This window comes from Citrobacter sp. T1.2D-1, from assembly GCF_950098555.1.
Lineage (GTDB): Bacteria > Pseudomonadota > Gammaproteobacteria > Enterobacterales > Enterobacteriaceae > Citrobacter_A > Citrobacter_A telavivensis.
Genome location: NZ_CATNHH010000077.1, coordinates 1 through 23,265, shown reverse-complemented (window position 1 = coordinate 23,265; position 23,265 = coordinate 1). Strand labels below are relative to the sequence as shown.

The 23,265-nt window shown below is 48.5% G+C and carries 37 protein-coding genes and 1 tRNA gene; 23 read left to right on the top strand and 15 right to left on the bottom strand.

The annotated features are described in order from the left end of the window. Positions 1–46 precede the first annotated feature (46 nt). Positions 47–694 carry an HAD-IA family hydrolase gene (locus QQZ17_RS24050; protein WP_199800601.1) on the top strand — a complete coding sequence of 216 codons (648 nt, stop codon included), beginning with the start codon at positions 47–49 and terminating at the stop codon, positions 692–694. 326 nt (positions 695–1,020) lie between these two features. On the opposite strand, the gene QQZ17_RS24045 is transcribed toward QQZ17_RS24050, so the two are convergent. After that, a tRNA-Arg gene (locus tag QQZ17_RS24045) sits at positions 1,021–1,095 on the bottom strand. Positions 1,096–1,290: 195 nt separating this feature from the next. On the opposite strand from QQZ17_RS24045, the gene QQZ17_RS24040 reads away from it, so the two are divergent. Then, the gene (locus QQZ17_RS24040; protein ID WP_284554204.1) at positions 1,291–2,460 is read left to right on the top strand and encodes a tyrosine-type recombinase/integrase; all 1,170 of its coding nucleotides are present in this window, start codon (positions 1,291–1,293) and stop codon (positions 2,458–2,460) included. A 76-nt stretch (positions 2,461–2,536) separates the two neighbouring features. After that, positions 2,537–3,544: a DUF4917 family protein gene (locus QQZ17_RS24035; protein ID WP_200016141.1), complete on the top strand. Its 1,008-nt coding sequence runs from the start codon at positions 2,537–2,539 to the stop codon at positions 3,542–3,544. Positions 3,545–3,609: 65 nt separating this feature from the next. On the opposite strand, the gene QQZ17_RS24030 is transcribed toward QQZ17_RS24035, so the two are convergent. The 12 genes from QQZ17_RS24030 to QQZ17_RS23975 all read right to left on the bottom strand — a co-directional run bounded on the left by QQZ17_RS24030 (position 3,610) and on the right by QQZ17_RS23975 (position 9,786). Next, complete coding sequence (locus QQZ17_RS24030; protein WP_200016165.1) at positions 3,610–3,798, bottom strand: DNA-binding protein; 189 nt, start codon at positions 3,796–3,798, stop codon at positions 3,610–3,612. A gap of 81 nt (positions 3,799–3,879) precedes the next feature. Continuing rightward, a complete protein-coding gene (locus QQZ17_RS24025; RefSeq protein ID WP_284554203.1) occupies positions 3,880–4,329 on the bottom strand; it encodes a hypothetical protein in 450 nt (149 codons plus the stop codon). Then, positions 4,322–4,912: an ead/Ea22-like family protein gene (locus tag QQZ17_RS24020; RefSeq protein WP_284554202.1), complete on the bottom strand. Its 591-nt coding sequence runs from the start codon at positions 4,910–4,912 to the stop codon at positions 4,322–4,324. The genes QQZ17_RS24025 and QQZ17_RS24020 overlap by 8 nt, the downstream gene beginning before the upstream one ends. Continuing rightward, positions 4,909–5,400, bottom strand: coding sequence for a hypothetical protein (locus QQZ17_RS24015; protein ID WP_200016139.1), 492 nt, complete (start codon positions 5,398–5,400; stop codon positions 4,909–4,911). Before QQZ17_RS24015 ends, QQZ17_RS24020 begins: the two co-directional genes overlap by 4 nt. Positions 5,401–5,586: 186 nt before the next feature. After that, complete coding sequence (locus QQZ17_RS24010; protein ID WP_192502285.1) at positions 5,587–5,856, bottom strand: hypothetical protein; 270 nt, start codon at positions 5,854–5,856, stop codon at positions 5,587–5,589. Next, on the bottom strand, positions 5,853–6,077 hold the full coding sequence (locus QQZ17_RS24005; RefSeq protein WP_192502286.1) for a hypothetical protein: 225 nt from the start codon (positions 6,075–6,077) through the stop codon (positions 5,853–5,855). The genes QQZ17_RS24010 and QQZ17_RS24005 overlap by 4 nt, the downstream gene beginning before the upstream one ends. After that, positions 6,074–6,199, bottom strand: coding sequence for a hypothetical protein (locus tag QQZ17_RS24000; protein ID WP_046401721.1), 126 nt, complete (start codon positions 6,197–6,199; stop codon positions 6,074–6,076). Before QQZ17_RS24000 ends, QQZ17_RS24005 begins: the two co-directional genes overlap by 4 nt. Further along, a complete protein-coding gene (locus tag QQZ17_RS23995) occupies positions 6,196–7,005 on the bottom strand; it encodes a ParB/RepB/Spo0J family partition protein (protein ID WP_192502287.1) in 810 nt (269 codons plus the stop codon). Before QQZ17_RS23995 ends, QQZ17_RS24000 begins: the two co-directional genes overlap by 4 nt. A 75-nt stretch (positions 7,006–7,080) precedes the next feature. Continuing rightward, entirely contained in the window at positions 7,081–7,893 is an 813-nt protein-coding gene (locus QQZ17_RS23990) for a YfdQ family protein (protein ID WP_284554201.1), read from the bottom strand. 42 nt (positions 7,894–7,935) lie between these two features. After that, positions 7,936–8,295 (bottom strand): hypothetical protein, encoded by a 360-nt coding sequence (locus QQZ17_RS23985; protein ID WP_192502289.1) that lies wholly within the window; start codon positions 8,293–8,295, stop codon positions 7,936–7,938. A 12-nt stretch (positions 8,296–8,307) separates the two neighbouring features. Beyond that, positions 8,308–8,460 carry a hypothetical protein gene (locus QQZ17_RS23980; protein WP_164566080.1) on the bottom strand — a complete coding sequence of 51 codons (153 nt, stop codon included), beginning with the start codon at positions 8,458–8,460 and terminating at the stop codon, positions 8,308–8,310. A gap of 216 nt (positions 8,461–8,676) precedes the next feature. Then, positions 8,677–9,786 carry a RelA/SpoT domain-containing protein gene (locus tag QQZ17_RS23975; protein ID WP_233438017.1) on the bottom strand — a complete coding sequence of 370 codons (1,110 nt, stop codon included), beginning with the start codon at positions 9,784–9,786 and terminating at the stop codon, positions 8,677–8,679. 824 nt (positions 9,787–10,610) lie between these two features. Between QQZ17_RS23975 and QQZ17_RS23970 the strand changes: the two genes are divergently transcribed. Further along, the gene (locus tag QQZ17_RS23970) at positions 10,611–10,817 is read left to right on the top strand and encodes a hypothetical protein (RefSeq protein WP_046401725.1); all 207 of its coding nucleotides are present in this window, start codon (positions 10,611–10,613) and stop codon (positions 10,815–10,817) included. Positions 10,818–10,889: 72 nt separating this feature from the next. Here QQZ17_RS23970 and QQZ17_RS23965 read toward each other — a convergent pair whose 3' ends face one another. Beyond that, a complete protein-coding gene (locus QQZ17_RS23965; RefSeq protein WP_284554200.1) occupies positions 10,890–11,600 on the bottom strand; it encodes a LexA family transcriptional regulator in 711 nt (236 codons plus the stop codon). A gap of 374 nt (positions 11,601–11,974) precedes the next feature. Here QQZ17_RS23965 and QQZ17_RS23960 point away from each other — a divergent pair, with 374 nt between their 5' ends. The 8 genes from QQZ17_RS23960 to QQZ17_RS23925 all read left to right on the top strand — a co-directional run bounded on the left by QQZ17_RS23960 (position 11,975) and on the right by QQZ17_RS23925 (position 17,523). Then, positions 11,975–12,445 carry a YmfL family putative regulatory protein gene (locus tag QQZ17_RS23960; protein ID WP_284554210.1) on the top strand — a complete coding sequence of 157 codons (471 nt, stop codon included), beginning with the start codon at positions 11,975–11,977 and terminating at the stop codon, positions 12,443–12,445. A gap of 35 nt (positions 12,446–12,480) precedes the next feature. Further along, positions 12,481–12,759: a hypothetical protein gene (locus QQZ17_RS23955; RefSeq protein ID WP_266167681.1), complete on the top strand. Its 279-nt coding sequence runs from the start codon at positions 12,481–12,483 to the stop codon at positions 12,757–12,759. Between the two features lie 159 nt (positions 12,760–12,918). Continuing rightward, positions 12,919–13,194, top strand: coding sequence for an NUMOD4 domain-containing protein (locus tag QQZ17_RS23950; RefSeq protein ID WP_125338901.1), 276 nt, complete (start codon positions 12,919–12,921; stop codon positions 13,192–13,194). Beyond that, the gene (locus QQZ17_RS23945) at positions 13,187–14,716 is read left to right on the top strand and encodes a DEAD/DEAH box helicase (RefSeq protein ID WP_284554199.1); all 1,530 of its coding nucleotides are present in this window, start codon (positions 13,187–13,189) and stop codon (positions 14,714–14,716) included. The genes QQZ17_RS23950 and QQZ17_RS23945 overlap by 8 nt, the downstream gene beginning before the upstream one ends. Continuing rightward, entirely contained in the window at positions 14,713–15,684 is a 972-nt protein-coding gene (locus QQZ17_RS23940; protein ID WP_229233635.1) for a DUF7146 domain-containing protein, read from the top strand. Before QQZ17_RS23945 ends, QQZ17_RS23940 begins: the two co-directional genes overlap by 4 nt. Further along, positions 15,654–16,298 (top strand): recombination protein NinG, encoded by a 645-nt coding sequence (locus QQZ17_RS23935; protein ID WP_192502296.1) that lies wholly within the window; start codon positions 15,654–15,656, stop codon positions 16,296–16,298. The genes QQZ17_RS23940 and QQZ17_RS23935 overlap by 31 nt, the downstream gene beginning before the upstream one ends. Continuing rightward, entirely contained in the window at positions 16,295–16,948 is a 654-nt protein-coding gene (locus QQZ17_RS23930) for an MT-A70 family methyltransferase (protein ID WP_192502297.1), read from the top strand. Before QQZ17_RS23935 ends, QQZ17_RS23930 begins: the two co-directional genes overlap by 4 nt. Continuing rightward, complete coding sequence (locus QQZ17_RS23925) at positions 16,945–17,523, top strand: DUF1133 family protein (protein WP_192502298.1); 579 nt, start codon at positions 16,945–16,947, stop codon at positions 17,521–17,523. The genes QQZ17_RS23930 and QQZ17_RS23925 overlap by 4 nt, the downstream gene beginning before the upstream one ends. 74 nt (positions 17,524–17,597) lie before the next feature. Here QQZ17_RS23925 and ghoS read toward each other — a convergent pair whose 3' ends face one another. Beyond that, positions 17,598–17,885, bottom strand: a complete 288-nt coding sequence (gene ghoS, locus QQZ17_RS23920) for a type V toxin-antitoxin system endoribonuclease antitoxin GhoS (protein ID WP_192502299.1) — start codon at positions 17,883–17,885, stop codon at positions 17,598–17,600. 122 nt (positions 17,886–18,007) lie between these two features. Between ghoS and QQZ17_RS23915 the strand changes: the two genes are divergently transcribed. The 11 genes from QQZ17_RS23915 to tnpC all read left to right on the top strand — a co-directional run bounded on the left by QQZ17_RS23915 (position 18,008) and on the right by tnpC (position 23,235). After that, on the top strand, positions 18,008–18,403 hold the full coding sequence (locus QQZ17_RS23915) for a phage holin family protein (protein ID WP_008323296.1): 396 nt from the start codon (positions 18,008–18,010) through the stop codon (positions 18,401–18,403). Continuing rightward, complete coding sequence (locus QQZ17_RS23910) at positions 18,390–18,671, top strand: phage holin family protein (RefSeq protein ID WP_044268894.1); 282 nt, start codon at positions 18,390–18,392, stop codon at positions 18,669–18,671. Before QQZ17_RS23915 ends, QQZ17_RS23910 begins: the two co-directional genes overlap by 14 nt. 156 nt (positions 18,672–18,827) lie before the next feature. Then, entirely contained in the window at positions 18,828–19,442 is a 615-nt protein-coding gene (locus tag QQZ17_RS23905; protein WP_125339900.1) for a glycoside hydrolase family 19 protein, read from the top strand. A gap of 6 nt (positions 19,443–19,448) precedes the next feature. Then, positions 19,449–19,718 carry a hypothetical protein gene (locus QQZ17_RS23900; RefSeq protein WP_125339899.1) on the top strand — a complete coding sequence of 90 codons (270 nt, stop codon included), beginning with the start codon at positions 19,449–19,451 and terminating at the stop codon, positions 19,716–19,718. Next, entirely contained in the window at positions 19,675–19,881 is a 207-nt protein-coding gene (locus tag QQZ17_RS23895) for a hypothetical protein (RefSeq protein WP_125340104.1), read from the top strand. The genes QQZ17_RS23900 and QQZ17_RS23895 overlap by 44 nt, the downstream gene beginning before the upstream one ends. After that, a complete protein-coding gene (locus QQZ17_RS23890; protein ID WP_275257547.1) occupies positions 19,859–20,089 on the top strand; it encodes a hypothetical protein in 231 nt (76 codons plus the stop codon). The genes QQZ17_RS23895 and QQZ17_RS23890 overlap by 23 nt, the downstream gene beginning before the upstream one ends. 123 nt (positions 20,090–20,212) lie before the next feature. Next, a complete protein-coding gene (locus tag QQZ17_RS23885) occupies positions 20,213–20,377 on the top strand; it encodes a YnfU family zinc-binding protein (RefSeq protein ID WP_275257546.1) in 165 nt (54 codons plus the stop codon). Positions 20,378–20,443: 66 nt separating this feature from the next. Continuing rightward, the gene (locus QQZ17_RS23880) at positions 20,444–20,641 is read left to right on the top strand and encodes a hypothetical protein (protein WP_275257545.1); all 198 of its coding nucleotides are present in this window, start codon (positions 20,444–20,446) and stop codon (positions 20,639–20,641) included. A gap of 216 nt (positions 20,642–20,857) precedes the next feature. Continuing rightward, positions 20,858–21,265 (top strand): IS66-like element accessory protein TnpA, encoded by a 408-nt coding sequence (gene tnpA / locus QQZ17_RS23875; RefSeq protein WP_048242260.1) that lies wholly within the window; start codon positions 20,858–20,860, stop codon positions 21,263–21,265. Then, a complete protein-coding gene (gene tnpB, locus QQZ17_RS23870) occupies positions 21,262–21,612 on the top strand; it encodes an IS66 family insertion sequence element accessory protein TnpB (protein ID WP_021567584.1) in 351 nt (116 codons plus the stop codon). Before tnpA ends, tnpB begins: the two co-directional genes overlap by 4 nt. A 30-nt stretch (positions 21,613–21,642) precedes the next feature. Further along, on the top strand, positions 21,643–23,235 hold the full coding sequence (gene tnpC, locus QQZ17_RS23865) for an IS66 family transposase (RefSeq protein ID WP_044596437.1): 1,593 nt from the start codon (positions 21,643–21,645) through the stop codon (positions 23,233–23,235). Positions 23,236–23,265: the final 30 nt, after the last annotated feature.

The window sequence follows — 23,265 nt, the reverse complement described above, 5'->3', positions numbered from 1 at the left end:
GTGGCAACGCGATGCGACTGAAATACAGCTTAGAAAGGAGAAGGACATGTTACAGGCTAAAGCGTTTCTGTTTGATATGGACGGCACCCTGGTAGACTCAACGGAGGTGGTTGAAAATGAATGGCGTAGGTTCAGTGCCCGCTTTGATCTGGATGCAGAAGAGGTTATCGCCTTTGCTCATGGGCGACAAACGATTGATACGGTTATTCATTTTTTAGGCGCAGGCGAAGAGGCCGTGACGGCAGCAGAGGAGCTGGATGCACGTGAACTGGTGATCCTTGACGGGATTGTCGCTATGGCCGGGGCGGCCGATTTGTTGAAGCGCCTGCCGCAGGAACGCTGGGCACTCGTTACCTCCGCAAGCAGAGAGTTGGCTATTAACAGGATGCGGGCAGCCGGATTACCGCTTCCGGCCGTGATGGTCTGCGCAGAGGATGTCGCAGAAGGAAAACCCTCGCCTGAAGGCTATCTGAAAGCAGCATCGATTCTTGGTTATCACGCCCGTCACTGTCTTGTTTTTGAGGATGCGGAGGCCGGTATACGGGCCGGGAATGCAAGCGGTGCGCGCGTGATTGCCGTCGTCCCCGATGCTAACGGTGCTCAGGACGCGTTTGCCTGCGCAACCTTGACCATGCTAAACATCGTCCCCGACAATAATGGCTTCAGGATAACTTTACGCACGGCTGAGGAGTAAGCGTCATTCCAGCCCCGTCTGGCAGAATCTGAAACTCCTGAAAAGGATAGTGGTCACTATCCATGAAATCATTAACTGCAGTGGGTAAAAAAGCCTATATATCCCGTTGAGTTCAAAATCAAAAGGGGGGAACTCTCACACCGTTCAGCGATGTCCGTCGCGCAGCTCGCGCGTGAGGACAGGCAATGTCTACTGTTATTCAAGGCCCCTAAACGATTATTGATTTACGTTTAATTGGGCTGACGTCGTGTAGCCAGAATTAAGAGACTGTCTATGATAGTAAAGCGATTTTATTGAATTCAGCAGATATCAGGAGAGGCATGTCATGGTGTCCCCTGCAGGAATCGAACCTGCAACTAGCCCTTAGGAGGGGCTCGTTATATCCATTTAACTAAGGGGACTTTGAACTAACTGATTTTTAAGTGTTCTTCTTGTGTTGAATGTTATCCTATCAGTCCGCACCCCATCAAGCATTTCATTCCTTTTATTTCGTAACCTTTCTCATGTTTCCGCATAGGAAATCACTTCGTTCACTTGCCATTGCGTACAGATTGAGTACAGAATGCTGAAGTTCAGTGTGTACAGGATACTAAGCCGTGGCCCTCAGTGATACCAAACTTCGCAGCATAAATGCCAAGCCTTACAACGGCGCACCCGAAGTCACAGATGGTGACGGTCTGAGTGTGCGTATCACCCCAACCGGAACGATTACGTTTCAGTATCGTTACCGCTGGAACGGTAAGCCTGTCCGCCTTTCTGTTGGCCGATACCCTGCAATGTCTCTCAAAGAGGCTCGCGTGATAGTCGGTGAGATGCGCGAATTGTACATCAAGGGACTGAACCCTAAAAATTATTTTGCCAAGGAAGATGGCGAGCTAACGTTAAAGGAGTGTCTGGATCAGTGGTGGGCGAAATATGTTGAGACTCTCAAGCCTAACACCCGGACGCTGTACAAGTCAGTTGTGTACAACACCATGTACACAGAATTCCCGGATGCACCGGTAGTCAACATTCCCGTTTCATCCTGGGTCAGGTTCTTCGATAAGCAGGAAAAGAAGAACGGCAAGAAAGCCAGGGTATTACTTCTCCAGCTTCGATCCGTGATGAACTGGTGCATCAGTCGTCAACTGATTCCCTCATGTGAAGTATTGAAACTCAGCGTTAAAACCATTGGGAAAAAGCCCGATGTGGGTAGCCGGGTTCTCACATATACCGAGCTTGCAAAAGTTTGGCTGGCACTGGAGAACAGCAAGATCGTTTCCTCCAACAAAGTTCTTCACCAGTTGCTGTTGCTTTGGGGGGCACGTTTGTCTGAATTGCGGCTTGCAACTGCCAGCGAGTTTAATATGGATGATCTCATCTGGACCACACCAGGAGAGCATTCCAAGATGGGGAACGTAATCCGGCGTCCTGTATTCGACCAGGTGAAACCATACGTGGAAAGGTTACTCAATTCCGGCAGGGATATTCTTTTTCCCGGCCAGGAACTGGACAAGGCGATAGATCGCTCGTCAGCCAATCTATACATGAAAAAATTAAGGAATAAAATTGATATCCCGGAGTGGCGAACACACGACTTCAGGCGATCGCTGGTGACAAACTTATCGGGGGAGGGAGTGATGCCCCACGTCCTCGAAAAGATGTTGGGGCATGAGCTTGGGGGAGTGATGGCGGTTTATAACAAACACGACTGGCTGGTGGAGCAGAAAGATGCATATGAACTGTATGCTGATAAGATTTTCTGGCATGTGAAATATCTAAATTAAATTATTTATAATTCTTATCGAATGATTTTGATTTATAACTATAGTATAAAAAATATCTGAAAAGGAGTTCATATAGATGGTACATAAAATCCATAAATGGGCAGAGTTACGTGGTTACTACTCGCGAGGTGCATTGTTGTTGGGGAATGGTGCAAGTATCGCAATAGACCGTCGCTTTGGATATTCATCATTGATAGATTATGCCTATGTCAAAGGTTTTCTGACTGAAGATGTTTCTTTATTATTTAAATTTTTTAATACTAATGACTTTGAGCTAGTTTTGAGATTGGTATGGCAGGCATCAAATGTTAACAAATCTCTTGGTGTACCAGATTTAAAAACTCATGAAGCATATCTACGTGTAAGGGACTGCCTTATTAAATCAGTAAGGGGGATTCATCCACAGCACGCAGAGGTCTCTGTATATCTTGATTCTATCTATAATTTTATTAAAAATTTTGATACTGTTATCTCCTTAAATTATGACTTGATACTGTACTGGGCTAGCATGTATGGGCATGGTGTTTATGACCGACATACTATAAAGGATTGTTTCATTCATGGCGAATTTAAAAATGAATGGGAATGGCTCCGAGGAAAGCTACGTTTCGATAAAACTACTACACTTGTTTTTTACCCTCATGGGAATTTAATACTTGTAAGAGATAAGGTGGAGTCAGAGATTAAGTTGACTAAAGGAGATGTTTGTTTACTTGATGAGATTCTTGACGCTTGGGCTTCTGAGAAGTGTGTGCCACTTTTCGTTTGTGAGGGGCATAGTCAACAAAAAATTAAAGCAATTGAAGGAAGTCACTACCTAAGCGTTATTTACCGTGAGGTTTATCAAAAAATTGGTGAAAAACTAGTCATCTATGGATGGGGGTTGGGTAAGCAGGATGAATACATTTTAAAGAGAATCGCTAAATCTAACATTAAAAGCATTGCCGTTTCGGTTTATGGGGATAATCAAGCATATTGTAATCATGTGATTAGTGCTATTCATCAGGTAATACCTCCTTGCAGAGTAAAGATAGATTTTTTTGCCAGTGATAGTCCAGGTTGTTGGAATAACATTGATTGGTAGGTGGTTGTTAAATTTTTATCATGATGGTTGCGCCAATATAGACGCAACTCGAGAGATATAATTTATTATTGAATTGCTTTGTTGATTCCGCCATCTTCAATCCATTTAATAACTGCTTTGCGACTATAACGAGAGGGATAAGTGAGAACCGGATTTGGGAAACCATGCTCCTTTCGTAATCTCCAAACTGCTGTTTTTTTCTTACCTAGCAGGTCAAATACTTCTTTCTCTTCCATAAAATCATTGCTAGTCATATGTACCTCATCAAAAATTACCGTTAAAAATACATGTTCCACATCCACCACGCGCACCTTCGGTACAAGTATCGCAGTAGTCTACTTTTTTGGCGTGAGGTCCACCTCTTGCTGCGATACTGTTGCAAAAAGCGCAACACCTTTAGCCCAAATTGCTTTGATGTTCGTCCAACTGACAGGCACTGAAATTTCAATTCTTCCGCTACCGTCGCAAGTTTCGCATTCATCATCACCAAAACACTCAGGGCAGTTTATAAACTTAGTTTCTGAAAACTCACCGATCATCACGCTTTTAGCGCCATTCTCAGCGGTTAGGCACTTAGGCTCCATCACGTAACCGGGTGGTGCAAAGTAGCGAACTTCTACCGTTCTGTCAGGACCGGCTGCTAGGTCAATGCCAATTACCGGATAGTTGCCAGCCTTACGCCGCTCGCTATCCAGGTCTGTTTGCAACTGAACCACCCAGCGGGCTAACTCACCTTTTTCGCCGGACTCAAGCCGTAAATCATCTAAACGATATTTATCAATCATTGCTGTTATCCTCGCAGCAGTGGTGCCGCCCCTCTGGGTCAGTAGATACATGTCCACAGATATCGCACTCGATTTCATCTGGTGGCAACTCATCACGATTACTTACAAGTTGGCTACCCTGATGCGTGGCGGCGTTTTCTAACAAGTCATCTGCGGCCTGAATATCAGGATGCTCGTCATAATCTGGCAGATAGCGACGGGCGACGGAGGCGAGATTGTTAAGCGCTCTGTGATAGTCTGCTATGCGCTTCTCTGCTGCTGCCAACTTGCGTTTTACTTCCTCGTTTTCCTCAACCAAAGAACATGCCGCTTCATGGTCTACTGCTGCCGTATGCTCTGCGGCTTCCAGATCATCCAGCAGCGCCAGCGCAGTTGCCGGGCTGAATGCCGCGATAAAGGCCGCGATTTTTCGCTCGGATATTTCATTAGAAACTGGCTGGTAAGAACGGTAGGTTTCCCCTTTTTCAAGGCTCCCTTTGACGATAACCTGATATTCATCATCGCCATTATCAAGAACCTCCCATTCTTCGCGCTCAATGCTTTCTGCGATATCACGCAGCGCCTGTTTGTCGATGTTGCTCATTGGGCGGCCTCCTGTTTTGATTTACGCAGCGCCTCTTTGTAACTGGCCTTTGCCGATTTTTTGGTGTCGCACCACTCGCCTTCAACATCACGGCGCGGATACCCATAAGCTGCATCGTATGAGCAGCGGTACATCCGGCATTTCCCATGACGGTTATATTCGACTTCTGGAAGCTGGTAGCCCAACAACCATTCACTGAATGACAGGCAACTATCTGCATCCAGGTAATCTTCGTATCGTGTCTTTTTCTTTGGCTCAGGCAACGCAGCAATCGCCAACTCTTCGCCTTTATCTGTGACGTGATAGAGAACGCCACCGCCAACGAAACCCGGTGCCGGCCGAGAAGTTGCACAACCATCAGCAACAAGCGCTTGCCACTTCGAGTTGTCCGTATGACCGTCGCCAGCGAGGAAATAATTGCGGTACGGCGTCCTGTTGTGCTCGTTGATACCAAGAGCGTGCTGCATGAGTTCAATATCTGTGCTCATTTCCCGGCCTCATGAAGATTTGTGGTTAACTCAATCCATGCTGAAGATAATTTCTCTTTCGCACGATCCTCACTACCAACAGGACCATTCAGCGGGACCCGGTAATGGTTATACGGGCAACGCAGTTCTCCGCGATAAAGTCCGTGATAATCCTTTTTAAGCCCCCATTCCGGCATCAGTTCGCACTCAGGGCAGCGCGGCAAATCGGACTGCTTCACGGCGACACTCCATCAGTAGTTGATTGAATTGAATTAGCAGTGCGTTACCACACCCATAAGGGAGATCGTTAACGCGGTAAGTAGGGACACCGTTACACATCCCTGATTTCACAACGCGACCAGTCGTATAAAGCTGGGATATTGCGCCTGCCACAGCGGGCGTCTTCTTTTTCAACCCTCTGGCGATGTCGCCGCTGGTGGTGTTTGGATGAGCCTGGATGTATTCAAAAACCGTCATCGCGCCGCCTCCCGCCTCGCCGTCTTATTGGCTCGAAGCATTTCTTTAGAGCGACCTGAGATCACAGTTTTCATCAGGAAGAAGCCGCGACGTTCTGCAATAACTCCCGGCGTACACATCAGAACCGTATCAACGACGCGAACATGACGACGAAACTCAAAAACGGTGCTGGTGATGATGATGTTTGCCGCAGCACCTTTATCCTGGTATTCGATATTCATGAAATAACCCTCGCTATCAGTCGTGCCGTGGCGATGAAGCAATAGAACCCTGCGGTTAAACCGATTCCGGAAAGAGAAGAAAAGAGCAGGGTCCACATCACCAGTTCAGGAATTTTTTTCATGAGGTCACCCCATCAGCCTCGTGACGAAATTCACGAAGTATTGAGGTTATTTCAGCCTGCATTGCTGGTGGAATATCAATGGTCAGCACTTCGCCGGAATCCTCAGCACATGAAGAAATAAGCTCCAGGAACTTCCTGGCTTTCCCTGCATTAAACTGAGGACTGGCTATGCTTTTAGTTATTTTTTTCTTACCTGCGGCTTCAGCTTTCTTCATCAGTCGTGAAGCTTCGCGATCGGCATACACGCCATGCTCGCGGGAGATACCGATTGCGATGGCATAATTCATCGAACCATCACGCACGAGCTTTTTGATATACGGGGTACATTCGTGAAGTTGAAGGTGTTGCAGGATATCGGACTCAGAACGTTTAACTTTTGCGGCTATTTCTGAAGGACTCCATCCCTGATTCTGAAGGCGATGGTATGCCGCACCGCGCTCAAGGGGAGTAAGGGCAAGCCCTTGCGAGCTGGTTACCATGAAAGCGATTTTATCCGCTTCGCTCCCGATGAAGTCTTTACACTCCAGGCGCACAATGTCGTGCCCCATTTCGATGGCAGCCAGCGCGCCATAATAACGGTGATGACCGTCGATCACCTTTACACCGCGCTCGGTAACTTCTACGGCCAGAGGCGGGATATATTCACCGGCAATAAATGCATCACGGAACTCTTCAACATGCGGCTGGTTGAGCTCACGAACGTTGTAGCCTTCTTCGGCGTATATTTTATCCAGAGGGACATTGTAGGTTTTACGGGTGGTTAACCCGGCGTCTTTGTCATTGTAGAGTTGGCCTAAGCTTGGCATGGGTACTCCTTCAGGTAGTGGGAGAGTGCTTTGCTATGCGCCCGCAGGGCAGGCGCATAAAACAACACGACGGGATTAAACCGAGCCTTCGTAGATAGGGAGGTCATTACCGAGTTGGTTTTCCATATCGGTAACGATTTCCTGGAAAGCGTGCTCAATGACTTTCTTCGGTTCGATCAGCTCATACCAGAGGATCAACTGACCATCACGCAGGCGGTAGCGGATGCGCGCATCAACCTGATATGGAGAACCGTTATGGAACGGTGAAATTGCCAGGCTAATTTTTTCCGGCATTTTGGTATTACCGGAACCGGATTTTTCATCGCTGAACTGGAACTGGCATGTACCATCCTGAAGGCGTTTAACCGATTTGAATTCAGATTTTCGGGTTTCCTGGAATGCGAGAACCATTTCCAGAAGTTCAGTACCCGATGGCCCCTGGTATGAATCACTAACCGGCGCAATGTTCTGAATGCTATTTTCCAGAAACTCAGCGAAGTTGATCTGGTCCATCTTGGTGCCATCGTTGGCAGACCAGGCTTTCCAGTCGTCAGAGAACGGGCAGTCATAAACAGCTTTATGCGCAGCCCAGCTTGGGTTATCAGCGTTTTGATGGAAGTCCAGAACGGCGACAATTTTCGTTTTTGTTTTATCAGCGAAAACCACAGTCCGTTCATCACGGAATCGCTGGATATAGGCGATCAGCGAACCGGGAGAAATCAGGTTTGCGGCCTGACGAATACGCGACGGGGCCAGTTGAAGTGATTCAAGGGATTTAACTTCAAAACCTTCTGGCACAACGACAGACGGGATATCCGTTTCGGTCTTCAGTGTTGCAGAAACCAGATCACGGATATCGAGCACGGTAGAGCCTTCAATTTGAGACATTGAATATTTCCTTATCAGATTGGTACGGTTGGAACGGAGGGTTTACTGGGCCAGCTTGATCGGTGTGGTCTGAGTGGCAGGCTCAATAACTTTCAAATCCATCTGAACTTGCGCAGGGTCATCACGCAGAAGATCACCGTCTGCGGTTGAGAACATGATGGTATCGGCGCGATCGAGTTCAGGGATGGTGCGGGTAACTTTGGGTGTGACTTTCATTGTGTTCTCGTCACGGGTATTCAGCATGCTGCAATTCAGCGTCAGCGTAACAGCGCCTTTTTTACCTGTTTCACGCACTGCTTTGATTACTTCTGCCAGTGCTTCAGTCAGTTCAGCATCCAGTGTGCCTTTATTGATGTAAGCCAGTTGCTGGCTAAACGGTGTGGTGTTTTTTGCTTCGGACATAATTCTCTCCATCTATAAACATGGATCGCCTTTCTGGGTAAGCAGCTTGTACATCCAGCTACGCCGCCAGATACTGGCGATGGTTTTAGGGTTGCGAACAGCCTGCACACCACGCGGGACGCGCATCAGGTCGCCGTACTGAAAATTAACGTTACGGAAGGTCATATAAGTCACCGAGGAATTGGGTATCCGGCAGGAGTTGAACCCGCGCTGGGGAGGGAAGCCCAGCCGACACCGGAAGCGGACACATTGAATAAAAAGGGCGGTTACCCATCAGAACATTATCTTCTTCCTCCTTTGGAATGGTGAAAGACTGGGTAACTGCCAGAACCGGAGTCATTAAAAAAGGCCGCGAATGCGACCTTTTTCTTCGTAATTGGTTTACCGTGGTTTGGCCCAATAATTAGTATTCGTATATAACTCAAATTTATCTATGAAGAATCTAGTATCTATAAGGTAGTTTGGGTAAGCAGAAGAAAGTTTACGTAAGTCGTCCATTTCAACAAACAAACTATTATAGTTATCGTCTTTTTCAATGATAGAGTACTGTGCCACAGCCTTATGTTTTTGTGCTGGGGAGAAAGTCTTATAGTAAATTGAATTGCCTTTTATGGCTATAATTACATAACCACTTTTCCTCTGTGAAAGGTTTATTTGTTTGTCTGAAAACAATCTATTAAATGATAATAATTTTTCAATTGCGTTAAGTTTATTATTGTGGCTTATAAGTTGCGCCTTAAGAATGTTTTTATTTTGAGGAGTTATGAATATAAACCCTTCCTCATCAGCGATAAACTCACTCATTATCCTAAAGAATTCAATCCACGATGGGTTTGACTCAAATGGGTTTGTTTTCAAAGAACGTCCCTCGCATAAGTCTACCACTTCTACAGTAGTGGCCCACAAATGCTGAAGTTTAGTTCTCAATTGAACTTCAATGTCAAACCCTTTCCACTGGTGCTCTTCATCTCTACTATAGCAACTATAAATTCTATGTATCCCACGATATCCTGTTGCTTTTGGGGATGTTATATAATCTTTTACCTTCGAGTTATGCGTCGTTCTGCTTTTATCTAAGGAGGAGTCCAATAAAAGCAACTCTATTCTATTCTCAACAATAACACGACAACCACCAATATCCCCCATTCTGGTCACTGCAATAGAGTTTTTAGTTTTACCATCAAGTGTTTTTCGGCGAAGTTTATCAATTATTGTTGGAAGTCGCTTAAGCCTTCTGGCAATTATGGCATTTTTATTTATCTTTTGAGCATGTTTCCAAACAAGATTTTTTATAATCATCAAAGGGTAAAGGTGAGCAGCTCTGTATTGCTGAATGATCTCGATTGCGTTATCGATATCACCATTTCCTTTACGTATGCACTCTCCTGCTTTCCTTACCTGGTTTTTGGAGTATTCGAGAATGATTTTACCTTTCTCATACTGTGCATTTGCCATGTAATTGCCTTTATCTGAACGTTCAAATATTGGCACTATAACCTCCTGATATCGTTGACACAATGTCATCACATAGCATTGTGCTCTCTGTCTCGTTTGCAGTACTAACAGGTGTTGATTCAGCCCAACCCCCTCATACAGAAGGGGCTGGGATAAATCAGTAATTCAAACGTAAGCTGTGCCCATGGTGGAACTCGCCGTGTAACAGGGCAGAGCGTTAAACCGTTCTTAACGTTGCCGCTTCCCTTGCCAACTATCCACTTTGTTAACCTTCCCGGTATTAGCCCGCATTCGCATTCAAGCTGCTGCGGAGGATTCTTACGTTTACGCCACACTTTCGCAGTGGCTGCGCCCATGCCCTTGAGTTCGTCACCCCAGTTCGTCTCTGCTCCCCGTTGGCTCTAACCAGTGCGTGATTGGCTGTCACGCGGCGACACCGGTGCTTCTTTTCATATTTACCCTCACCAGATGCAAAGCTGGCTCTCTACGCGGAGACTCGGGGCAGCATCATGACTGCTGCATTGCCTTTCGACTGCGGTCTAACCGCTTTACTTGCACATAATGATTTTCTCCATTGGTTAATTTTTACTACGCCGTATTGCCGACATCCTGTCCCGCCACGGTTCCGACGCATGGTTTAAAGTCGCGCCGTTCGACCACCTCCAGCGAACCCCGTATGAATGGTGATTGGTTTCGGTCTGTTCGCTGTTGATGCCTTGAATATACTTTTGAGTAATTTCCAAGTAAATACCTACAGGTATATTTTTATTGACTTTGGCGTCAAGTTATTGCTTTTGATTGGAATTTATTTTTATTGGATATGCGTGCTAAGCTCAAAAAAACACCAGAGAGGGTTTGGTATGGAACGTGACGAACTGGAAGAAGACCGTGCGGCATTCATAGCTGGAGAGATTGGTGGTGCGGTTGTCGACTTGATAATCGACGGAGTAGTGATAAGTCGGGATGCGATTGTAGATAGACTGGAGGCTAAGCGTAGGACAGTAGGAAACGTGATCCACAAAGGAGTTTTGCGAGACGCAGCTGCAATGGTGAGAAAAGGGCAGTAAAAACCCGGCTCGATAGCCGGGTCAGAAAATCTTATCTAGAAGATGCCAGGTATGCTTCAACATATAACGCTATTACAGTTTGTTGTAAGCTATTGATTCATGAAGCAATGCTTTACCCATTATGTACAGTTGATCCTGATTCTCTTCAGTTATATACCAGTCTTTGTAAACTGGATTATCCGATAAAACAGCAAGTTGCAGGCCTTGCATCTGTAAGCGCTTCACGTGGAAATGCTGTCCGTAAACAAATGCATAAACACCATCAACCTTAAAGTTTCTTACCGAAATATCGAAAAACAACCTGTCGCCTGACTGGATGGTTGGGCACATGCTGTCTCCATCGACAGTCATCACTTTTACGTCATCCTGAGAACGATTCCCGAAGAGTGAACGAGCGTGTTCAGTCGTGAACTCGATGGCGTGCAGCACCTCAACATACTCAGAAATCATGAAAGAACCAGGACCAGCACTCACCGTAAGGTCGAGAACTTCAACACGATAAGCGTCGATATTCTGGCGGGGGATATCAACATTCAGATTTGAGGTTGGTCCAAGACCATCCATCCATCCTCTGCTGATTTTCAAAGCATCTTCGATCTGCCGGGCAGACTGTTCCCCAATATTTCGCTTATTAGGTTTACCAACAGGGTAAAGCATCCGAGAAACAACAGTCGGATCAAGCCCTGCTTTTTCAGCAAACTCTCTCTGGGTTTTAAAGCGAGTTACCAACTCCTGAAGTTTGAGGCGTCGTAACTCGAAGATGTCAGGCGTTTCAGTTTTCATGTTTTCCATCTTACTTAAATTTACTTCCGGGTAAATGACTCTAAGGTATTGACATGTGTTTACTTAAAGGTATATTTTCTTTCCAAGCATAGGAGGCGCGATGGAAACGTTGAGAAATTACCTAAACGCTTTGTCGCTCGAACAACAGAGAGAGTTTGCATCACGATGCGAAACCTCACTTGAGTACCTGCGTAAAGCCATTAGCAAAAAACAAAAGTTGGGAGCCGCTCTGTCCGTTTCTATCGAAACGCATTCTGGCGGTTCAGTTAGCAGGAAAAATCTTCACCCTGATGATTGGGGAAAGATTTGGCCTGAGCTTTACCAAAAGTCTACCCATTCGGCTGCATAACCGTAACTACCAAAGGAAATTCAATATGGTAGAGCACAGTCTCAAAGAAGTTGTGAAAGCGATGTGCAAGGCATATCCGGGCGGTCGTGAGGCGATGGCTGGAGCCCTTGGTATGACGGTTACGCAGTTCAATAACAACCTGTATGAGAAAAACGGGTGCAGGTTCTTTGAAGTGGCCGAGCTTGAGGCAATGGAGGATATTTCCGGCACAGCCGAACTGGCTGATTACTTTGCAAAGAGACGCGGCGCATTGCTGGTGGATGTTCCCAAATTCGAAGACCTTGATCGGGTCGAACTATTCAATAAAGCCATGAAAACAGCCGCTATGCGCGGACATGTGGATCAGGTCATCAATCTCGCTCTGGAAGACGGGGTTATTGATGAAGCTGAAGCGGATGAAATCAGGCATTACCACAGGAAACACCTTGCAGCCAGAGAGGAAGAAGTGAAATCCATCCTTGCTGTCTTTGGTCGACGAAAACCAAAGCGAGAGTAACCCCTTACAGGCTCACCACCTAAGCAGGAGGGCCAATGTATCAGGACGAATATACCTACGTGACGATGCCCACGGTTTTTTCTCGTGAGGACGCCCCGTGGATTAAAGAGCAGTTAGCAACACTCCCGGCAGGCATGCGGGAAAAAATCGCGGTGGCGTACGCGCAGGCGTACCAGGAAGCGTTCGACGCTGAACCGGTTTCTTTCCGGCAGCAGAACGCAGCACGACGGAATGCTAACCGCAGATTGCGAGAGTTTTGCACGAGGTATACCCCGGCAGTCAGGGGCTATACGTCGCTCCCACCCAGGGTATGAATTTTTGAAATCGGGTGGGGGAAAGGGGGCGGTGTTGGGTTTTAGCCCGAAGGGCTGGAACAGCTTTACCAGAAGAGATCGATCTAACAGACAGATCACTGTATGGGGTTAAAACGTCGCTTGGAAATCTGGACGTTTAGCCATCCATAAGGAGCCAAGATGATTTATTCAGACGCAAACGAAAAATGGGCCCCGGTGCCGGTTGAGCCTTATTCCAGTGCTTACGAAGTCAGTAATCTGGGACGGGTTCGCAGCATCCCACGCCTTGCTAACTCTGAATACTTTATTCGCCATATCCACGGCGGTTTTCTGAAAGGTCGGGCGCGCAAAGACGGAACCAAAACCGTTGTGTTGTCTGTTCAGCGTCAGCGCACGAAGTTTGTGATCGATGACCTGGTTGCTATGGCTTTTGGGGAGGTATCTGCCAATGCTTAACATCCAGCCGCGTGAGAAACAGATCGTCGCACTCAACATGTTGCGTAGTGCCTGGAAAAAGAATAATTCGTTCATGCTCTATGCCCCAGTTGGTTTTGGTAAGACGGCTATTGCAGCGCTGATCACTGATGGTTTCGTCAGTCGTGAAATGCGCGTAATGTTTGTGGCCCCATACACCGTCCTGCTGGACCAGACAGCATCCCGTTTCATTGAGTACGGTCTTCCGGCCGAAGAGATCAGTTATGTATGGCGCGATCACCCGTCATACAACCCGACTGCACTCATCCAGATAGCAAGCGCTGATACGCTCATCCGCCGTGAATTCCCGGATAACATTGACCTGCTGATCGTTGATGAAGCCCACCTGAAGCGGAAAAAACTTCTGGAGGTTATCGACAACCTCACCCGCAATACTTCAACGAAGGTGATCGGTCTTTCCGGTACCCCGTTCGCTAAGTTCCTGGGCAACTACTATGAGCGCCTGATCAAACCGACAACTATGAAAGAGCTGATCTCCATTGGCGCTCTGAGTAAATATGAGTTTTACGCACCTTCTCATCCTGATCTGTCAGGCGTTGAAACTTCCTACGTTGCAGGCTACGGCAGTGACTACAAAGAAGGCCAACTCAGTAAGGTGATGAGTGAGGCAAAACTTGTCGGCGATATCGTGAAAAACTGGCTGGAGAACGGGCAGGACCGACCGACGATCTGTTTCTGCGTAGACGTAGCCCACGCAAACTATGTCACGGTGGAGTTTGCCAGTGCCGGGGTGACAGTCGAAGTCATGACGGCCAGCACACCGCACGACGAACGCCAGTTAGCGATCCGCCGCTTTGAGCAGGGCATTACCAAAATCATTATCAACGTCGGCGTATTAGTTGCCGGGTTCGATAGTGATGTTCGCTGCATCATCTTTGCCCGCCCGACTAAAAGCGAAATCAGATGGATTCAGACGCTGGGGCGTGGGTTGCGTGCCGCCCCTGGCAAAGATTACTGCCTTATCTTCGATCACAGCGGCACAGTGAATAAGCTGGGCTATCCAGATGATATTGAGTACGACTATCTCCCCTCATCATCTGACGGTATGGAAGAAGCCCCTCAGCGCGTAGTTAAGACAGACGAACCTGAGAAACTGCCGAAAGAATGCAGCCAGTGTCACTACGTAAAACCAGCCGGAATTTATATCTGTCCGAAATGCGGATTTAAACCACTGGCTGGTGAAGATGTTGAAACAGACAAATCACGCGGGCTGACAAAGGTCAGTAAAGCCGAAGTCAAATATACCCCGGAACAGAAACAATCCTGGTGGTCCCAGATTCTTTTCTATCAGCGCACCCGTGCAGTGCAGGGACGACCTGTTAGCGACGGCTGGTGCGCGCATACCTATCGACAAAAATTCGGTGTCTGGCCGCGTGGTCTTCATCACACGCCCAAAGAGATCACACCCGAAGTCAGCAATTACATCAAATCCAAACAGATCGCATTTGCGAAAAGCAAAGAGAAGCAAGGGGAAGCCGCATGAATACCAAACAAGCAGCCTTAGGGCGCTGGTCTGAAATTTTCGAGCATTACGGCCTGCCAGGTATTACGGGGAAAAACCATTTTAAAGGTGAATGTCCTTTGTGCGGTCGTAAGGGGAAGTTTCGCTGTGACAACAAGGACGGAACCGGGTCATACATCTGTGTTTGTGGTTCAGGTGATGGCTGGGCGTTATTGACTGCCAGTACGGGTAAGGCGTTTAAGGTACTTGCCTCGGAAGTGGACCAGATCATAGGTAATGAATTCACCCAGGACAGAACCAGAGTTAACCCGGTGCGCACATCGCTGGCGCAACAGCGTGAACGCGTCAGCCGTAAGTTTGCAAAACTCACACCGCTTCGCGGCACCAGTGCAGACAATTATCTGAAGGGGAGAGGGATTAACTCCTTACCCGCCGACAGCGTCAGATACTGCGACAAACAGCCAGCAGACGGTAAAAACCTCCAGGCTATTTATGCACTGGCAACGGATGACCGTGGAGAGCTGTGTTACCTGCATCGCACCTTGCTGGACGGGGATAAGAAGGCCCATACAGGTGGATCATCCAAGAAGATGATGAAATTGCAGGAGGACAGCTATTTAGAATTTGCGAAATCAGTAGCGATCAGGATGTTTCCAACGTCTTCAACGCTTGGCATTGCTGAAGGTATCGAAACCGCGCTGGCCTGTCATCAGATCACTAAATGCCATACCTGGGCAACGATGAACACCGCATTCATGAAGAAATTCCGCGTCCCTGCCGGGGTGAAGAACCTCATTATTTTTGCCGACTCTGACGCAAATGCAGCGGGGCATGCCGCCGCATTTGAATGTGCTGCTGCAAACCTGCATGCGAAGAACGATCTGGAGACTGTATCGGTCCGTTGGCCTGCCCAGGGTGATTTCAACGATCTACTTCTTAATGGCTCTGAAGTATTCGAATGGGTGTTCCACAAGGGGATGAAACAGTGAAGAAACCGTCCAGGCCAAAAGTAAAAGTATACAAGCCGAAGAAGTGCGCCCAGTGCGGCGAGACCTTCACCCCGGATCGAAACCTTCAGAAGGTATGTGGTCCACGCTGTGCGATTGACTATAACCGCGCGATGAAGGTCAAAAAGGCTGAAACAGAGAGAAAAGTCAGTCTTAAGATTCGCAAGAAGGCGCTCCAGCCACGCGGTTACTTTCTCAGTAAAGCCCAGACGGCTTTTAACGCTTTCATCCGTGAACGCGACGAGGGGAAGCCCTGCCCATCCTGCGGCACATATCACCCTCCGATGATTTTCGGCGGTCAGTGGGATTGCGGGCATTTCCTGAGTGTTGGAGCACGCCCGGAACTCAGATTTGAAGAAAAGAACGCCTATCGCCAGTGCAAGGCCTGTAACGGTGGTGCTGGTCGGTTTACCGCTAAGAACAAAACGGTGCATGAACGCTACAGAGCGACGCTCATTGAGTGGTTTGGTCCTGGGCTGGTGGACTGGCTGGAAGGCCCACATGAGGCGAAGCACTACTCACGAGAAGAGCTTGAAGATATTGCGGCTAAGTACCGCCGTAAAACCCGCGAACTGAAAAAGCAGAGGGCAGCATGAAATACGATCTTATCTACTGCGATCCGCCGTGGGAATACGGCAACAGAATCAGCAATGGTGCAGCCTGTAATCATTACAGCACAATGAGCATGGAGGAACTTAAACGCCTTCCGGTCTGGTCATTGGCGGCTGAAAACGCTGTTCTGGCGATGTGGTACACGGGGACGCATAACCGAGAGGCTGTAGCGTTGGCTGAATCCTGGGGCTTTCGGGTCAGAACGATGAAGGGTTTTACGTGGGTGAAGCTGAACCAGAACGCCGCTGATCGCTTCAATAAGGCATTAAGCACTGGAGAGCTGGTGGACTTCAACGATCTGCTGGAAATGCTGGACCGTGAAACCCGCATGAACGGTGGCAACCATACACGCAGCAATACCGAGGATGTGCTGATTGCTACCAGAGGAACGGGCTTACAACGTGCCAGCGCAGCAGTAAAACAGGTTGTGCATACCTGCCTTGGGGAACATAGCGCAAAGCCGTGGGAAGTCAGGAACCGACTGGAACAATTATACGGCGATGTGAAAAGAATCGAAATATTCGCTCGGGAAGAGTGGAAAGGATGGGACCGATGGGGAAACGAATGCAACAACAGCGTCGAAATTATTACCGGGCAAATTAAACAGGTGAACCATGGGGAGTACGTTAAATGATTAATCCATCAGAAGTTGGGAAAACCGGTGAAATGGTTCGCCTTCGGACGCTGGAAAGCATCTGGGTGCAAGGCAAGTTACGCATGTGGGGGCGCTGGTCGTATATCGGCGGCGGTTCTGGGGGAAATATGTTCAATCAGCTACTGGTATCCGGGAAAATCACGAAAACGGCAATCAACGAAGCGCTACGTCGAATGAAAAAATCGGGTATAGGCAAAACTGAACTGGAAGCATTTTTCAGAGAAATTCTCGAAGGGAAGAATAAAAGCGGCCTGGCCTTCTGCTCTGACGATGAGGGTTTAAAAATCGACGGCGTTATTGCTTCTGTTTTGATGAAAGACGGCCACGGCTCTCTCTATGGGGTAATCGTAGACCGTCACCGCCTGCGCAAGAGCAAACGCCAGATGGCAACTGAATTGCAGCAAAAACACCCTGAATGGACATTCATGACGTGTCGTCGTCGCATAGACACGTGGGTAAGTCTTGCAGAATCGATGCTTTACGCACCACTTTGTGACACGTTCGACACAAATAGCAGTAGATTTTACTTGAAAGGTGAGCCAGTAAGTGCTTAAATTGTGGTAGGCTCGGGACGTTAAAGCGAACTGAGCAACAGAACAAAAAGAAACCCGCTCTTGGCGGGTTTTTTCTATTCCTCATTTTTCAAATTAAACCAATACCTTCCTGCAGACTTTGTAACCAGAATGGATGGAAATCTTCTCACTGTTTTGGCAATTTCAAGCGCTTTTTTAGCAACTTCCTCTTTTGATTCATCCGAAGAGTAGTTGTACTCAGCATCTGGAAGTTTATAAGTCTTTCCTGAATCATCTGCCGTTATCGTTTTGACAAATCCCGCAGACAGCATCTTCTCATGAAGTTCTTCATAGTCGTCGGGCTGATTATTATGCAACTCAACCCTAACGGTAAATCTACTCATCTGTTTATCCTCACTATTCTCAGTGCAAATGATGAGGTTAATCCGATTTATCCATAACTAAAAGCGCGTTTTTTAATTTTCCCCTCGTTCTGAGAGGACTCATAGCAATAAGAGGTGGCTTAATGTCCGATCCTGTTTCTGGCACTACGGTCGCGGCTGGTGGCCTGATGGGAGCCAGCGTATTTGGTCTTGCAACCGGTATTGATTATGGCGTGGTATTTGGCGCATTCGCTGGTGCAGTATTTTATGTAGCGACAGCGGCAAATATCACACGAGTACGATTGATTGCTTACTTCATGACGTCATTCATTGTTGGCGTTCTTGCAGCTGGCCTGGTTGGTTCAAAGTTGTCACAGGCTACCGGGTATAGTGACAGGCCATTAGATGCACTTGGTGCTGTTGTAGTGGCTGCGATGACAATCAAAGTGCTCACATTTTTCAACAGTCAGGATTTGGGAAGCCTGTTCAGTATTCTTTCGCGATTCCGTGGAGGAGGGGCCAGCAATGGTAACAAGTGATCCTTCAGCGATGATCAATGCGTTAATCTGCGGGGTCATCGTTCTTGTTCTGATGTTCTACCAGCGTGACGGGGCGAGACATCGTCCGATGATATCTATGCTGGCCTACTTCGTTGTGCTGATATACGCCAGCATCCCGTTTCGGTATCTGTTCGGCCTCTATCAGGAGTCTCACTGGATGGTGGTCATCGTCAATCTGATCATCTGTGCCATCGTGCTTCGCGCACGGGGTAACCTGGCACGCTTAATTAACATTCTTCAGAAATAAAAAAGGGAAGCGCGACATCTCCGCTTCCCTGAAAATTCGAGGCTCTGTGTTGTTTTAATGAGGTGGAGAGTCGACTTTAGTCAAACTCTGTTTCGCGGGTATTACATCACATCCTTTGATTTGAGTTTTGTCCTGCCTCAATTTCGGATTAATCACATGAAACAATCTCAATTTCAGCAGGCGGCTGGTATAAGCGCCGGATTAGCTGCGCGCTGGTTTCTGCACATCGATGCGGCAATGAAAGAGTTTGGCATTACAGTAATTAATGATCAGGCCATGTTCATTGCACAAGTCGGGCATGAATCTGCTGGTTTTACCTCTCTGGTAGAGAGCTTCAACTACTCGGTAAACGGGCTGAAGAAAACATTTGGTAAGCGCCTGACGCCGTATCAGTGCGAAATGCTGGGGCGCGTTGATGGTAAGCAGGTCGCTCACCAGCCGCAAATAGCCAATCTGGTTTACGGTGACCGCATGGGTAATAACAGCCCGGGTGATGGCTGGAAATATCGCGGTCGCGGCCTGCTGCAAATCACTGGACGTGAGAACTACACCAAATGTGGTTCGGCGCTGAAGCTTGACCTTGTCAGTACGCCAGAACTTTTGACGCAAGAGCGACATTCGGCCCGTTCGGCGGCGTGGTATTTCACGTTACGCGGTTGTCTCCTGCATTCGGGGGATGTGGAACGCGTCACGCAAATTATCAACGGCGGACAGAACGGCATTAAAGACCGTCGTGAACGTTACGCCAAAGCTAAAGCTGCACTGGTGTGAGGTCATATGGGACTTGAAATGATTATTGGCCTGGTTGTTGCCGTTCTGGCTGCAATTGCAGGCGCTTTTGGTCTTGGAAAATCACGCGGAACTATCGTCGCTGAGACCAAAGCTGAAAAGCAGCGTACTGAAGAACGTGCGGCAGCTACTGAAGCCGTTGCAGAACGCCGGGTAGAGGCAACGAAAGGAGCAAGGGATGTTCAGCAGACTGTTAATCATCTTCCTGATGACGATGTTGATCGCGAGTTGCGTGAGAAATTTACCCGCAAAACCTGAAGTTACGGACACGGCCTGTGACTGGGTAAACATCATCTACCTTACTGAGCACGATATTGCTGTACTGGATAAGCAGACGAAGCGGGACATTCTGGCACATAACAAATCAGTGCTGGCTAACTGCAAGAAGGAGTTTAGTCATGAACGCAGAGAACCTAAGTGAAGCGTATTACATCAATAACGAGATAAAAGAACTACAGCGGCAGAAAGGCATACTGGAAAGTGGTGCCGGGCTTGGTGTGACAATCCAGTCCACCTATCAAGACAATGCCTTTCTTGAGGCTATACGCCCACATGCAGTGGCCGAACTTGACCGCCGCATTGAGGGAAAGAAAGCCGTGCTGGTTAATTTGGGTATCTCCTTCTCCTGATGTCAAAGGCATTTAGTGAATGCCTGTGACAAAGCTAAATGGCATCAAGAATGCGATGATGATTGATTAATAATTGAGCTATGCATGGTATAATAAGCCCCATTTATTGAAAGGTTAACCACCATGTCATTTTTCGATTATGCAATGCAGCGTGTTGGGCTTGTAGCCAATATGACTGCCATGTGCCCGATATGCGGACATAAATCCACACACTCGACCACGAAAGTACGCCAGCAACAGGCGTTACTTTGCCCTAAATGTAAATCGCTGTTCGTCATTCACAGGTAGTGGGTCGCGATACAAATAACCCCAAGCCTCGCAATAGCGGGGCTTTTTAACAAATGAGGAATGAGCATGACAGTAGTTCTTACAGCAAAACAGATTGAAGACCTGGCTGTCTTCGCGAAAGAAGACGGTGCGCCTCAATACACCATCACCACTGGAACAATTCCGGAGTTTGAAGCGGATGATGGCGAGATTATTCCTTTATACACTGGGCTGATCGCGTATTCCGATTCACTTGAGCATGGTGTGTTGCAACTCGACGACTGAGTGACCATTACAAAGCTCACCTGCTGGTGGGCTTGATAATGGTTAATGGCCTTGTTATTTACCAGGTAAACCCCATGTACATTTTGTTACCTGTTATCCCGACAGGATTATAAAATGGAGTTGATATGTTGTAAGCGTCAAGCCACTGCCGCCTGTTGCGATTACTAACGATTGACGATGATAGAGTCCTCTTATTAACGTTAATGGACTCTATCAATGTCAAACACTCTTCAGCCCCGCAGGGCGCGGGCGTCCTACTCAATGGACTTTAAGCTGGCTCTCGTCGAAAAGTCATATCAGCCTGGAGCCTGTGTTGCCCGGTTGGCGCGGGATAATGGAATTAATGACAATCTGCTGTTTACCTGGCGCCAGCGTTACAGACATCTTCTGCCCGATGAAATACAACGGTCAATCAGAGAGCAAGACTCTGTTATCCCCGTTGTCTTGCCTGATATGGTCCTGTCACACCATGCTGAGCCGCACTATGAATCCGCCGCTCCAGCCTGCCGCGAGGCCATGACATGCGAGGTGACTGTCGGCGGTGCCAGCCTGCGTCTGTCCGGGGATTTATCACCTGCACTTCTGAAAACGCTGATCCGCGAGCTGAGCGGGAGGAGCCGATGATACCCTTACCGTCAGGCACTCGTATCTGGCTGGTTGCCGGGGTCACCGATATGCGTAAGTCCTTCAATGGTCTGGGCGAACTGGTCCAGCATGTTCTTGATGACAATCCGTTCTCCGGCCACCTGTTTATCTTCCGTGGTCGTAAAGGTGACACCGTGAGGATCCTCTGGGCTGATGCTGACGGTCTGTGTCTGTTTACCAAACGTCTGGAAGAGGGACAGTTCGTCTGGCCTGCTGTACGCGACGGCAAAATCGCCATCACCCGCTCACAACTCGCCATGCTCCTCGATAAGCTGGACTGGCGGCAACCTAAAACTGCACGCCTTAACTCACTGACGATGTTGTAAAAAGCGCATGACCGCATTATAAATGGGGTCATGAGTCAGGACTATCTCGCCCGTATCGCTGCGCTGGAAGACGCGCTTCGCCAGAAAGACAGCCAGCTCAGTCTCGTTGCTGAGACTGAGTCGTTCCTGCGTTCGGCGCTGGCCCGCGCAGAAGAGAAAATAGAGAACGAAGAGCGTGAAATAGAACATCTGCGGGCTCAGATAGAAAAACTGCGCCGAATGCTGTTCGGTACCCGTTCAGAAAAGCTACGCCGGCAGGTCGAAGAAGCCGAAGCCCTGCTGAAACAGCAGGAGCAGCAAAGCGATCGTTACAACGGCCGGGACAATGATCAGCAGGTTCCGCGTCAGTTGCGCCAGTCCCGTCATCGTCGCCCGTTACCGGAACATCTTCCCCGCGAAATAAACAGACTGGAGCCAGCTGAAACCAGCTGTCCTGGTTGCGGTAGTGATATGGCCTATCTCAGCGAAGTCAGCGCGGAGCAACTGGAGCTGGTCTCCAGCGCCCTGAAAGTGATCCGCACGGTCAGAGTGAAAAAGGCCTGTACCCGATGCGACTGCGTCGTTGAAGCGCCAGCGCCCTCACGTCCTATCGACCGGGGCATCGCCGGGCCGGGTCTGCTGGCCCGCGTGTTAACGGCCAAATACTGTGAACACCTGCCGCTGTATCGCCAGTGCGAAATCTTTGCCCGTCAGGGTGTGGATCTGAGTCGTGCGCTGCTCTCCAACTGGGTGGATGCGTGCTGCCGGTTAATGGCCCCGCTGGATGAAGCCCTCTACCACTACGTGATGGACTGCCGCAAACTGCATACGGATGACACTCCGGTGCCCGTGCTGGCGCCGGGCAGAAAGAAGACGAAAACCGGGCGTATCTGGACATATGTCCGTGATAACAGAAGCGCGGGTTCATCAGATCCGCCAGCGGCATGGTTCGCCTTCTCACCGGACCGACAGGGGAAACACCCTCAGCAACATCTTCGGCACTATCATGGCGTGCTGCAGGCAGATGCCTTCGCAGGGTACGACAGGTTGTTCAGCGCAGAGCGTGAAGGTGGCCCGTTGACAGAAGCGGCATGCTGGGCTCATGCGCGGCGCAAAATCCATGACGTCTATATCAGCACCCGGACGGCCACAGCAGAGGAGGCTCTGAAGCGCATCAGTGAGTTATACGCGATAGAAGAGGAAATACGCGGCCTTCCGGCATCTCAGCGGCTGGCCGCCAGACGGTCCCGAAGTAAACCGTTGCTGATATCCCTGCATGACTGGTTGGTGGAGAAAAGTGCCACTCTGTCGAAAAAATCCCGGTTAGGCGAGGCGTTCGCTTATGCACTGAACCAGTGGGATGCCCTGTGTTACTACTGCGATGATGGTCTGGCAGAGCCGGATAATAACGCTGCTGAGCGAGCGCTACGAGCGGTCTGTCTGGGCAAGAAAAACTACATCTTCTTCGGCAGTGATCATGGTGGTGAACGTGGTGCCCTGCTGTATGGTCTGATCGGAACGTGCAGGCTGAACGGTATCGATCCAGAGGGTTACCTTCGCCATATCCTGAGCGTATTGCCGGAGTGGCCCATCAACAAAGTGGCCGAACTGCTGCCATGGAACGTAGATCTCACCAATAAATAGCCGTCAATACGGCGCTCACTTAACGCTTAC

Excerpts from the sequence above, each read along its gene's own strand:
- ghoS (WP_192502299.1), bottom strand. The coding sequence starts at position 17,885 with ATGAGTAGATTTACCGTTAGGGTTGAGTTGCATAATAATCAGCCCGAC.
- QQZ17_RS23990 (WP_284554201.1), bottom strand. The coding sequence starts at position 7,893 with ATGTCTCAAATTGAAGGCTCTACCGTGCTCGATATCCGTGATCTGGTT.
- QQZ17_RS23890 (WP_275257547.1), top strand. The coding sequence starts at position 19,859 with ATGAACGCAGAGAACCTAAGTGAAGCGTATTACATCAATAACGAGATA.
- QQZ17_RS23950 (WP_125338901.1), top strand. The coding sequence starts at position 12,919 with ATGATTTATTCAGACGCAAACGAAAAATGGGCCCCGGTGCCGGTTGAG.
- QQZ17_RS24025 (WP_284554203.1), bottom strand. The coding sequence starts at position 4,329 with ATGATTGATAAATATCGTTTAGATGATTTACGGCTTGAGTCCGGCGAA.
- QQZ17_RS23880 (WP_275257545.1), top strand. The coding sequence starts at position 20,444 with ATGACAGTAGTTCTTACAGCAAAACAGATTGAAGACCTGGCTGTCTTC.
- tnpB (WP_021567584.1), top strand. The coding sequence starts at position 21,262 with ATGATACCCTTACCGTCAGGCACTCGTATCTGGCTGGTTGCCGGGGTC.
- QQZ17_RS23915 (WP_008323296.1), top strand. The coding sequence starts at position 18,008 with ATGTCCGATCCTGTTTCTGGCACTACGGTCGCGGCTGGTGGCCTGATG.
- tnpC (WP_044596437.1), top strand. The coding sequence starts at position 21,643 with ATGAGTCAGGACTATCTCGCCCGTATCGCTGCGCTGGAAGACGCGCTT.
- QQZ17_RS24000 (WP_046401721.1), bottom strand. The coding sequence starts at position 6,199 with ATGAAAAAAATTCCTGAACTGGTGATGTGGACCCTGCTCTTTTCTTCT.
- QQZ17_RS23995 (WP_192502287.1), bottom strand. The coding sequence starts at position 7,005 with ATGCCAAGCTTAGGCCAACTCTACAATGACAAAGACGCCGGGTTAACC.
- QQZ17_RS23930 (WP_192502297.1), top strand. The coding sequence starts at position 16,295 with ATGAAATACGATCTTATCTACTGCGATCCGCCGTGGGAATACGGCAAC.
- QQZ17_RS23955 (WP_266167681.1), top strand. The coding sequence starts at position 12,481 with ATGTATCAGGACGAATATACCTACGTGACGATGCCCACGGTTTTTTCT.
- QQZ17_RS24030 (WP_200016165.1), bottom strand. The coding sequence starts at position 3,798 with ATGACTAGCAATGATTTTATGGAAGAGAAAGAAGTATTTGACCTGCTA.
- QQZ17_RS23945 (WP_284554199.1), top strand. The coding sequence starts at position 13,187 with ATGCTTAACATCCAGCCGCGTGAGAAACAGATCGTCGCACTCAACATG.
- QQZ17_RS23910 (WP_044268894.1), top strand. The coding sequence starts at position 18,390 with ATGGTAACAAGTGATCCTTCAGCGATGATCAATGCGTTAATCTGCGGG.
- QQZ17_RS24035 (WP_200016141.1), top strand. The coding sequence starts at position 2,537 with ATGGTACATAAAATCCATAAATGGGCAGAGTTACGTGGTTACTACTCG.
- QQZ17_RS23980 (WP_164566080.1), bottom strand. The coding sequence starts at position 8,460 with ATGACCTTCCGTAACGTTAATTTTCAGTACGGCGACCTGATGCGCGTC.
- QQZ17_RS23970 (WP_046401725.1), top strand. The coding sequence starts at position 10,611 with ATGGAACGTGACGAACTGGAAGAAGACCGTGCGGCATTCATAGCTGGA.
- QQZ17_RS23985 (WP_192502289.1), bottom strand. The coding sequence starts at position 8,295 with ATGTCCGAAGCAAAAAACACCACACCGTTTAGCCAGCAACTGGCTTAC.
- tnpA (WP_048242260.1), top strand. The coding sequence starts at position 20,858 with ATGTCAAACACTCTTCAGCCCCGCAGGGCGCGGGCGTCCTACTCAATG.
- QQZ17_RS23885 (WP_275257546.1), top strand. The coding sequence starts at position 20,213 with ATGTCATTTTTCGATTATGCAATGCAGCGTGTTGGGCTTGTAGCCAAT.
- QQZ17_RS23895 (WP_125340104.1), top strand. The coding sequence starts at position 19,675 with ATGTTGATCGCGAGTTGCGTGAGAAATTTACCCGCAAAACCTGAAGTT.
- QQZ17_RS23900 (WP_125339899.1), top strand. The coding sequence starts at position 19,449 with ATGGGACTTGAAATGATTATTGGCCTGGTTGTTGCCGTTCTGGCTGCA.
- QQZ17_RS24050 (WP_199800601.1), top strand. The coding sequence starts at position 47 with ATGTTACAGGCTAAAGCGTTTCTGTTTGATATGGACGGCACCCTGGTA.
- QQZ17_RS23905 (WP_125339900.1), top strand. The coding sequence starts at position 18,828 with ATGAAACAATCTCAATTTCAGCAGGCGGCTGGTATAAGCGCCGGATTA.
- QQZ17_RS23960 (WP_284554210.1), top strand. The coding sequence starts at position 11,975 with ATGGTAGAGCACAGTCTCAAAGAAGTTGTGAAAGCGATGTGCAAGGCA.
- QQZ17_RS23925 (WP_192502298.1), top strand. The coding sequence starts at position 16,945 with ATGATTAATCCATCAGAAGTTGGGAAAACCGGTGAAATGGTTCGCCTT.
- QQZ17_RS24010 (WP_192502285.1), bottom strand. The coding sequence starts at position 5,856 with ATGACGGTTTTTGAATACATCCAGGCTCATCCAAACACCACCAGCGGC.
- QQZ17_RS24020 (WP_284554202.1), bottom strand. The coding sequence starts at position 4,912 with ATGAGCAACATCGACAAACAGGCGCTGCGTGATATCGCAGAAAGCATT.
- QQZ17_RS23940 (WP_229233635.1), top strand. The coding sequence starts at position 14,713 with ATGAATACCAAACAAGCAGCCTTAGGGCGCTGGTCTGAAATTTTCGAG.
- QQZ17_RS23935 (WP_192502296.1), top strand. The coding sequence starts at position 15,654 with ATGGGTGTTCCACAAGGGGATGAAACAGTGAAGAAACCGTCCAGGCCA.
- QQZ17_RS24015 (WP_200016139.1), bottom strand. The coding sequence starts at position 5,400 with ATGAGCACAGATATTGAACTCATGCAGCACGCTCTTGGTATCAACGAG.
- QQZ17_RS23965 (WP_284554200.1), bottom strand. The coding sequence starts at position 11,600 with ATGAAAACTGAAACGCCTGACATCTTCGAGTTACGACGCCTCAAACTT.
- QQZ17_RS24005 (WP_192502286.1), bottom strand. The coding sequence starts at position 6,077 with ATGAATATCGAATACCAGGATAAAGGTGCTGCGGCAAACATCATCATC.